The 8,174-nt window shown below is 72.8% G+C and carries 7 protein-coding genes and 1 pseudogene; 3 read left to right on the top strand and 5 right to left on the bottom strand.

Going from position 1 to position 8,174, the window contains the following annotated elements; all coding sequences use genetic code 11:
• Positions 1 to 95 precede the first annotated feature (95 nt).
• The 4 genes from GJV82_RS18850 to GJV82_RS18835 all read right to left on the bottom strand — a co-directional run bounded on the left by GJV82_RS18850 (position 96) and on the right by GJV82_RS18835 (position 4,621).
• A complete protein-coding gene (locus GJV82_RS18850) occupies positions 96 to 1,349 on the bottom strand; it encodes an ABC transporter ATP-binding protein (protein ID WP_155100284.1) in 1,254 nt (417 codons plus the stop codon).
• Positions 1,350 to 1,437: 88 nt separating this feature from the next.
• Complete coding sequence (locus tag GJV82_RS18845) at positions 1,438 to 2,289, bottom strand: carbohydrate ABC transporter permease (RefSeq protein WP_155100283.1); 852 nt, start codon at positions 2,287 to 2,289, stop codon at positions 1,438 to 1,440.
• On the bottom strand, positions 2,289 to 3,332 hold the full coding sequence (locus tag GJV82_RS18840) for a carbohydrate ABC transporter permease (RefSeq protein ID WP_318657838.1): 1,044 nt from the start codon (positions 3,330 to 3,332) through the stop codon (positions 2,289 to 2,291). Before GJV82_RS18840 ends, GJV82_RS18845 begins: the two co-directional genes overlap by 1 nt.
• The gene (locus GJV82_RS18835; protein ID WP_318657837.1) at positions 3,329 to 4,621 is read right to left on the bottom strand and encodes a sugar ABC transporter substrate-binding protein; all 1,293 of its coding nucleotides are present in this window, start codon (positions 4,619 to 4,621) and stop codon (positions 3,329 to 3,331) included. The genes GJV82_RS18840 and GJV82_RS18835 overlap by 4 nt, the downstream gene beginning before the upstream one ends.
• 126 nt (positions 4,622 to 4,747) lie before the next feature.
• Here GJV82_RS18835 and GJV82_RS18830 point away from each other — a divergent pair, with 126 nt between their 5' ends.
• Together GJV82_RS18830 and GJV82_RS18825 are read left to right on the top strand one after the other, a co-directional pair.
• The gene (locus GJV82_RS18830; protein WP_024841094.1) at positions 4,748 to 5,425 is read left to right on the top strand and encodes a carbonic anhydrase; all 678 of its coding nucleotides are present in this window, start codon (positions 4,748 to 4,750) and stop codon (positions 5,423 to 5,425) included.
• 99 nt (positions 5,426 to 5,524) lie between these two features.
• A complete protein-coding gene (locus GJV82_RS18825) occupies positions 5,525 to 6,970 on the top strand; it encodes a class II fumarate hydratase (RefSeq protein ID WP_155100282.1) in 1,446 nt (481 codons plus the stop codon).
• Between the two features lie 57 nt (positions 6,971 to 7,027).
• On the opposite strand, the gene GJV82_RS18820 is transcribed toward GJV82_RS18825, so the two are convergent.
• Positions 7,028 to 7,516, bottom strand: coding sequence for a MarR family winged helix-turn-helix transcriptional regulator (locus GJV82_RS18820; protein WP_318657836.1), 489 nt, complete (start codon positions 7,514 to 7,516; stop codon positions 7,028 to 7,030).
• A 75-nt stretch (positions 7,517 to 7,591) separates the two neighbouring features.
• On the opposite strand from GJV82_RS18820, the pseudogene GJV82_RS18815 reads away from it, so the two are divergent.
• Positions 7,592 to 8,174: pseudogene (locus GJV82_RS18815) on the top strand (hypothetical protein); the annotation flags it as partial.

Raw genomic sequence — 8,174 nt, 5'->3', positions numbered from 1 at the left:
CGCCCCCGCCTGAGCCGGGCGCGGCGCGGCCGCCGCTCCGGAGGCCGCGCGCGGCTCGGCCGCCCGGGCACGCGCCCGGGCGGCCGAGCCCTGCGTCAGACCTGGGCGTCCTGCTTCTGCGCGCGCTCGAGCGACCGCTTGCGGTCCTCGGCGTTCTCCTCCTCGATCCGCGCGGCCTCGTCCTCGTCGCGCGTGAGGTTCTCGCTCGTCTCCGGGTCGAAGATCATCATCTTCGTGGGGTCGAACCACAGGTCGGTCGTGTCGCCGTCACGCACGCGCGAGGCCGAGTCGAGCGCGACGACGAACTGCGTGCGCAGGCCCTCGCCGTCGAGCTCGCGGTCCAGCTCCTCGAGCTGGCCCTTGACCGACTCGTGCATGTCGAACGGCACGTACGCGTACAGCTCGGCGCCGAGCCACTCCGTGACGTCGATCTGCGCCTCGAACGTGTGCCCGCGGTCCTTCTTCGACGGGTCGACGAGCCGCGCGTCCTCGAAGTGCTCGGGCCGCAGCCCGACGATCACGAGCCCGCGGTCGCCGACGGCCTTCGTGATGCTCTCGGGCATGTCGAACTCCCCGAACGGCAGCGTGATCCGCCCGTCCTTCACCTCGCCGGGCAGGAAGTTCATGGGCGGCGTGCCGATGAAGCCGGCGACGAACAGGTTGACGGGCTGCTCGTACAGGCCGCGCGGGCTCGCGACCTGCTGGAGGACGCCGCGGCGCAGGACCGCGACGCGGTCGCCGAGCGTCATGGCCTCGGTCTGGTCGTGCGTCACGTAGACCGTGGTCGTGCCGAGCCGGCGCTGCAGGCGCGCGATCTCGGTGCGCGTCTGGCCGCGCAGCTTCGCGTCGAGGTTGGACAGCGGCTCGTCGAAGAGGAACGCCTTCGCGTCGCGGACGATCGCGCGACCCATCGCGACGCGCTGGCGCTGACCGCCCGAGAGGTTCGCGGGCTTGCGGTCGAGGTGCTCGCGCAGGTCGAGCATGTCGGCCGCGTGCTCGATCTTCTCGCGGATCTCCTCCTCGCTGTGCTTGCCCTTGGCGAGCCGCAGCGGGAACGCGATGTTCTCCGCGACCGTGAGGTGCGGGTACAGCGCGTAGTTCTGGAACACCATCGCGAGGTCGCGCTCGCGCGGCGCCTTCTCGTTGACCCGCACGCCGTCGATCTCGAGGTCGCCGGACGTGATGTCCTCGAGCCCCACGATCATGCGCAGGACCGTCGACTTCCCCGAGCCGGACGGCCCGACGAGGATGACGAACTCGCCGTCGGCGATGTCGAGGTTCACGCGGTCGACCGCGAGGAACCCGTCGCCGTAGCGCTTGACGATGTCCTTGAGGGTGATCGACGCCATCAGCTCTCTCCTCGGGTTCGGCGTGCTCGGGGCGCGGCGGCGCGGGCCGGCGTGCGGTCGGGGGCGGGTCGGGACCGGGGCGGCGTGCTCATCCCTTCACCGCCCCCTGGGTCAGGCCGGAGACGATCTGGCGCTGGAACAGCACGACGAGCACGACGACGGGGATCGTCACGACGACGGCGGCGGCGGAGATCGCCCCGGTCGGCTCCTCGAAGTAGGAGGCGCCGGTGAAGAACGCGAGGGCCGCGGGCACCGGGCGGGCGGCGCTCGTCGACGTGAGCGAGATGCCGTACACGAAGTCGTTCCACGCGATGAAGAACGCGATGAGCGCCGTCGTGAACACGCCCGGCGCGGCGAGCGGGACGATCGCCTTGCGGAACGCCTGCCACGGCGTCGCGCCGTCGACCTGCGCCGCCTGCTCGAGCTCCCACGGGATCTGGCGGAAGAACGCCGAGAGGGTCCAGATGGAGATCGGGAGCGTGAGCGACAGGTACGGGATGATGAGGCCGGGCCACGTGTCGTAGAGGCCGATGTTGCGCCACAGGTTGAACAGGGGCGTGACGATCGAGACCACGGGGAAGATCGAGACGCCCAGCGCGGTCGTGAGGATGAGGCGCTTGCCCGGGAAGTCGAGGCGCGCGATCGCGTAGGCGCACAGCGTCGCGAGGACCACCGCGATGACGGTCGCGATGAGCGAGATGCCGATCGAGTTGCGCAGCGCGGACAGGAACAGCTCCTGCGCCGACCCCCCGCTCGCGAGGATCTGCTCGTAGTTCTCCGTGCTCCAGCGGGGCGGCAGGAACGTCCCGGAGTTGATGTCGCTCGACGCCTTGAAGCTCGTCATGAAGATCGACACCACGGGGAACAGCGCGCCGACGAGGACGACGACCGTGATGACGGCCCACCAGACCTTGGCCCTGGTGCTGAGGACGCTGCCCATCACTTCTCCCCTCTCGCGCCGGCGAGATCCACCTTGAAGAGCTTGATCGCGACGAAGCAGATGAGCACGACGCACAGGAACAGCAGCACGGAGATGGCCGAGCCCATGCCGATCTGGAGCTGGCCGATCGAGGTGCGGTAGGCGAGCAGCGACAGCACCTCGGTCCCGTTCGCGCCGTTCGTCATGATGAAGACGTTGTCGAAGATGCGGAACGCGTCGAGCGCGCGGAACAGCACGGCGACGAGGATCGCGGCCTTCATGTTCGGCACGATGACCCGGGCGAAACGCTGCCAGGCGGTCGCGCCGTCGACCTTCGCGGCCTCCTCGAGGTCGCCCGGCACCTGCGCGAGGCCGGCGAGCAGCAGGAGCGAGATGAACGGCGTCGTCTTCCAGACCTCGGACGCGATGATGACGACCAGGCTCGTGCCCTGCTGCGCGAACCAGTTGAGGTCGGGCCCGATCCCGGGCACCCAGTCGAACCAGTGGTTGACGTACCCGGACGTGATGTCGAACGCGTAGAACCACGCGAACGCCGAGACGACGGTGATGATGCCGTAGGGCACGAGGATCGCGGTGCGCAGGAGCCCGCGCAGGCGCTTGATCGCGCGGTGCATGACGAGCGCGAGCGCGAAGCCCAGGACGAGCTCGATGGCGACCGTGATGACCGTGATGAGGAGCGTGACCCACAGCGCCTGCCACCACACCGGGTCCGTGAGGATGACGACGTAGTTGTTCAGCCCGACGAAGGACCGGTCGTCGGGCGCGGTGAGCTTGTAGTTGAACAGCGAGTCGTAGACCGCCTGGAGGATCGGGTACAGCGTCACGGCGAGCATGACGACGAACGCCGGACCCGCGAGGTACCACCCGAGGCGGGCCTCGGCGCGGGCGCGGTCGCTGCGCGCGGCCCTCGCCTCGGCGTCGGGCGCCCCGCGTCGGGCGTCGTCGCGCGGCGCGCGGTCCGTGGGGCGGTCCTCGGTGGTCGACGGCGCGGCGTGCCGGCCGTGCGTCGGGGGCTCGGCGGCGGGTCCGGTCTGCGCGTTCACAGGAGTCGCTCCCCTTGCAGGACGGCGGTGATGAACTCGGTGGACGCCGGCGGCGTGGAGTCGGGGTTCACGTCCGCGGGCGGGTACCACGTCTGCTGGAGGCCCGTGGAGACCTCGTTGTAGAACGGGGTCTGCGGTCGCGGCGCCGCCTGGTCGAGCGAGTCGCGGATGACGTCGTACATGGGGAACGCCTTCTGGACGTCCGGGTCCTCGTACGCCTCGATGCTCGCGGCCGGGTTGCCGTTGGTGACGAAGTACTCGGCCTGGTTGTCCGGGCTGACGATGCACTGCGCGGCCTCGTAGGCGAGGTCGGTGTGCTTGCCGAAGGCGCCGATCCCGAGCGAGATGCCGCCGTACGGCGGGCGCGCGTCGGAGCCCTCGACCGTCTGCGGGTACAGGGCCCACCCGATGTCGTCGAGGAGGGACTGGTCGAGCGACCCGGCCTCGACCGCGCCCTGCGTGGAGGACCAGACGAACGGCCAGTTGACCATGAAGGACCCGCGGTCGCCCTGGAAGACCGTGAGCGACGCGGGCTCGTCCTCGCTCGGCAGCCCGGCGCCGCCGACGCCGGACGTGCCGATGTCGCCGATGATCTGCGCGGCGGCCCTCCCGGCGTCGGTGTCGAGCCCGAGCTCCACCTCGTCGGCCGGCGCCTCGGGGTTGTCGATGATGTGGCCGCCCGCGCCCTCGACGAGCGCGTTGATCCACACGGTGAGCGACTCGGCCTTGGCGCCCTGGACGGCGAGGAGCTTGTCCTGGTCCTGCGCCGCCTGCATGATCTGCTCCCACGTGACGGGCTTCGACATGTCGAGCCCCGCGGCCTCGGCGACCGACGAGCGGTACCAGAGGAGCTGGGTGTTCGCCCAGAACGGGATCGCGACGAGCTCGTCCTTCCACGACGAAGCGTCGATCGCTCCCTGCACCACGTCCTTCGTCGTCGCGTCGGCGACGTCGTCGGGCACGGGGGCGAGGAAGTCGGCCTCGGCGAACTCCGCGATGAACACCGGGTCGAGGCTCATGATGTCGATCGACGAGTCCTTGGCCGCGAGGCGGCGCGCGAGCTGCTCGCGCTGCGACGCGGCGTCGCGCGGCAGGAGCTGCGTCTCGATCCGGTACGCGCCGTCGGCGGCGTCGGTGCACGAGGCCGCGATGTCGGCCTGGCCGCCGTTGTCCGGGTTGATGTACCACGTGAGCACCGGCGTCCCGTCGTCGCCCGGACCGCACGCCGCGAGCGGCGCCACGAGCCCGGCGGCGACCAGGACGGCGAGCGCTCGGGTGCGTCGACGCACGTCAGCTCCCCTCGGTCGCGGCCTCCCCGTCACCGGGGCGTCTTCCCTATGGCTACACCTCTCCCGGGCGGCCCGCCATGCGAACGGGCACGTCGCGGGACCGGACGCTGCGCGATGATGGAGGCCATGACCGCTCCCCGCACCACCGCGTCCCCCCGCACGCTCACGCCCGCCGAGGCGTGGGCCACGCTCCGGACCGGCAACGACCGCTTCGTCGCCGACGCCCCCCTGCACCCGTCGCAGGGCGCGGACCGACGGCGCGAGACGTCGGCGGCGCAGCACCCCCACACGGTGCTGTTCGGGTGCTCGGACTCGCGCGTCGCGGCGGAGATCATCTTCGACCAGGGCCTCGGCGACATGTTCGTCGTGCGCACCGCGGGGCACGTCGTGGACACCACGGTGCTCGGCTCGATCGAGTACGGCGTCGAGGTGCTGTCGGCGCCGCTCGTCGTGGTGCTCGGCCACGACTCGTGCGGCGCCGTGGGCGCCGCGGTCGAGACGCTCACGACGGGCGCGCAGGCCGACGGGTTCGTGCGCGCCGTCGTCGACCGCGTCATCCCGTCGATCGCCAAGATCACCGGGGCGGGCAACGGCTCCCTGGAGAGCATCGACCCGGACGTCCTGCGGCGCGAGCACGTGCGCAACACGGTCGACATGCTCCACTCCTACTCGGCCGGGCTGGCCGCCGCGGTCGCCGAGGGGCGGTGCGCGATCGTCGGCGTCGAGTACGACTTCGCGGAGGGTCGTGCGCGCCTGGTCGACGTCGTGGGCGACGTCGGCGAGGCGCCCGTCGGCGACGCCTGACGCCCTCGCCGGCCGCGGCGCGGCGCACCGCCGCGGCCGCGGCGTGACGCGGCTCACGCGAGTTGCGGCAGCCCGCGCGCGGTGCGGCAGGATGGCCCCATGACTGCAACTCCCGAGGCTTCCGACGCCGCCGCCGGCGAGGCCGCACCCACGACCGAGTACCGCATCGAGCACGACACCATGGGCGAGGTGCGGGTCCCCGCCCACGCCCTGTACCGCGCCCAGACGCAGCGTGCGGTGGAGAACTTCCCCATCTCGGGGACCCCGCTCGAGCGCGGCCACATCGAGGCGCTCGCGCGCGTGAAGAAGGCCGCCGCGCGCGCCAACGCCGAGCTCGGCGTGCTCGACGAGGACGTCGCCGCCGCGATCGTCGCCGCCGCGGACGAGGTCGCCTCGGGCGTGCACGACGCGCACTTCCCCGTGGACGTCTACCAGACGGGCTCGGGCACGTCGTCGAACATGAACACGAACGAGGTCCTCGCGACGCTCGCGACGCGCTCGCTCGGTCGCGACGTGCACCCGAACGACCACGTCAACGCCTCGCAGTCGTCGAACGACGTGTTCCCCACGTCGGTGCACGTCGCCGCCACGGCCGGGGTCGTGCGCGACCTCGTGCCCGCGCTCGGCCACCTGGCCGAGGCGCTCGAGGCCAGGTCGGCGGAGTTCGCGACCGTGGTGAAGTCGGGGCGCACCCACCTCATGGACGCCACGCCCGTGACGCTCGGCCAGGAGTTCGGCGGGTACGCTGCGGCGATCCGCTACGGCATCGAGCGGCTGGAGTCGGCGCTCCCCCGCGCCGCGGAAGTCCCGCTCGGCGGCACGGCCGTCGGCACCGGCATCAACACGCCCGCCGGGTTCCCCCAGCGCGTCATCGCCCTGCTCGTCGAGGACACGGGCCTGCCGCTGACGGAGGCGCGCGACCACTTCGAGGCGCAGTCCTCGCGCGACGGGCTCGTCGAGCTCTCCGGCGCGCTGCGCACGATCGCCGTGTCGATCACGAAGATCTGCAACGACCTGCGCTGGATGGGATCGGGCCCGAACACGGGGCTCGGCGAGATCTTCATCCCGGACCTGCAGCCGGGCAGCTCGATCATGCCGGGCAAGGTGAACCCCGTCGTGCCGGAGGCCGTGCTCATGGTCGCCGCGCGCGTCATCGGCAACGACGCCACCGTCGCGTGGGCCGGCGCGTCGGGCTCGTTCGAGCTCAACGTGCAGATCCCCGTCATCGCGCAGGGCGTGCTCGAGTCGATCCGCCTCCTCGCGAACGCGTCGCGCGTGCTCGCGGACAAGACGGTCGCGGGCATCACGGCGAACGTGGAGAGGGCGCTCGCGCTCGCCGAGTCCTCGCCGTCGATCGTCACGCCCCTCAACCGCGTGATCGGCTACGAGGCCGCGGCGAAGGTCGCGAAGCACTCCGTCGCGGAGGGCGTGACGGTCCGCCAGGCCGTGATCGACCTCGGCTTCGTCGAGCGCGGCGAGGTCACCGAGGCGCAGCTCGACGAGGCGCTGGACGTGCTCTCGATGACGCGCCCGCCGCAGGCCTGAGAACCCACCGGCCGGGGCCGGGCGGGGCGGCACGACCGCTCCGCCCGGCCTCCGTCGTCAGTGGTCGACGGGGTCGAGGCGACGCAGGACGACGGCGAGCAGGCGCGCGAGCTCGGCGCGCTCGGCGTCGTCGAGGTCGACGAGCGCCGCCCGCTCGCGCTCGAGCTGCTGCGGGAAGACCTCGTCGACGAGCGCGGTCCCCGCGTGGGTGAGGGCGACGAGGACGCCGCGGCGGTCGCGCTCCGCGACGGTGCGCTCCACGAGGCCGGCGCGCTCGAGCCGGTCGAGGCGCTTGGTGATCGACGCGCCGGGGGCGCCGGTCATCGTCGTGACCTCCCCGGCGCGCAGCGGCCGCCCGGCGCGGCGCAGCGCCGCGAGCACGTCGAACTCCGCGCGCGAGACGTCGTGGCGTGCCGCGGAGCGCTCGAGCGCCGCCTCGAGCAGCGCCGCGACGCGCCGCAACCGGGCCCCGACCGCCGACGACGCGGTGTCGAGGTCCGGACGCTGCTCAGCCCACTCCGCGCGCACGCGGTCGACGTAGTCCACGCGCCCAGGATAGGGCGGGGCTCACAGTAGTTCACCAGTGAAACATCGTGAAAACACCGGTAGGCTGGTGCCTCGATGCCCCTCCCCGCCCCGGACCACCCGCTCGCGCCCGTACGCGCCGCCGCCCAGGACGTCCTCGACCCCGCCCACCTGCGCGCCGCCCTGCGCGTGAGCCCCGCCGACGCGACGCTCGCCGCGGCGCTGCGCTGCGGCGCCGCCGTGGCGCTCGCCCTCGCGGTGCCGGGCCTCCTCGGCCGCCCCGACCTCGCGGCGTTCGCCTCCCTCGGCGCGCTCACGTCGCTCTACGGCCGCTACGACCCGTACCGGCGGCGGGCCGCGCTCCTCGCGGCCGTCGGCGCGCTCATGACCGGCACCATCGCGGTCTTCACGCTCCTGGCCGCCGCGGGCGCCCCCGCGCTCGTGACGACCGCCGCCGTCGCGCTCCTCGCCGCGGGGGCCACGGCGTTCTGCCTGCTCCTGCGCACGGGACCGCCCGGTGCGACGATCGTCGTCTTCGCCGCGGGCGCGGGCCTGGCGGGCGCCCCGGCCCTCGCCGACCTCGGACCGCGCGCGCTCGCCGGCGCGGGCGGCGCGCTCCTCGCGTGGCTCGTGTGCACGGCCGGCGTGCTCGTCCGCCCGACGGCGCCCGCCCGCCTCG

Origin of the sequence: Cellulosimicrobium composti (assembly GCF_009711085.1) — a bacterium.
GTDB lineage: Bacteria > Actinomycetota > Actinomycetes > Actinomycetales > Cellulomonadaceae > Cellulosimicrobium > Cellulosimicrobium composti.
This window is presented reverse-complemented; position numbering and strand designations above follow the sequence as displayed.

What these genes read in the sequence shown, in the direction of transcription:
- GJV82_RS18850 (WP_155100284.1), bottom strand. Translation starts at nt 1,349, where the DNA reads ATGGCGTCGATCACCCTCAAGGACATCGTCAAGCGCTACGGCGACGGG.
- GJV82_RS18845 (WP_155100283.1), bottom strand. Translation starts at nt 2,289, where the DNA reads ATGGGCAGCGTCCTCAGCACCAGGGCCAAGGTCTGGTGGGCCGTCATC.
- GJV82_RS18830 (WP_024841094.1), top strand. Translation starts at nt 4,748, where the DNA reads ATGACCGCTCCCCGCACCACCGCGTCCCCCCGCACGCTCACGCCCGCC.
- GJV82_RS18825 (WP_155100282.1), top strand. Translation starts at nt 5,525, where the DNA reads ATGACTGCAACTCCCGAGGCTTCCGACGCCGCCGCCGGCGAGGCCGCA.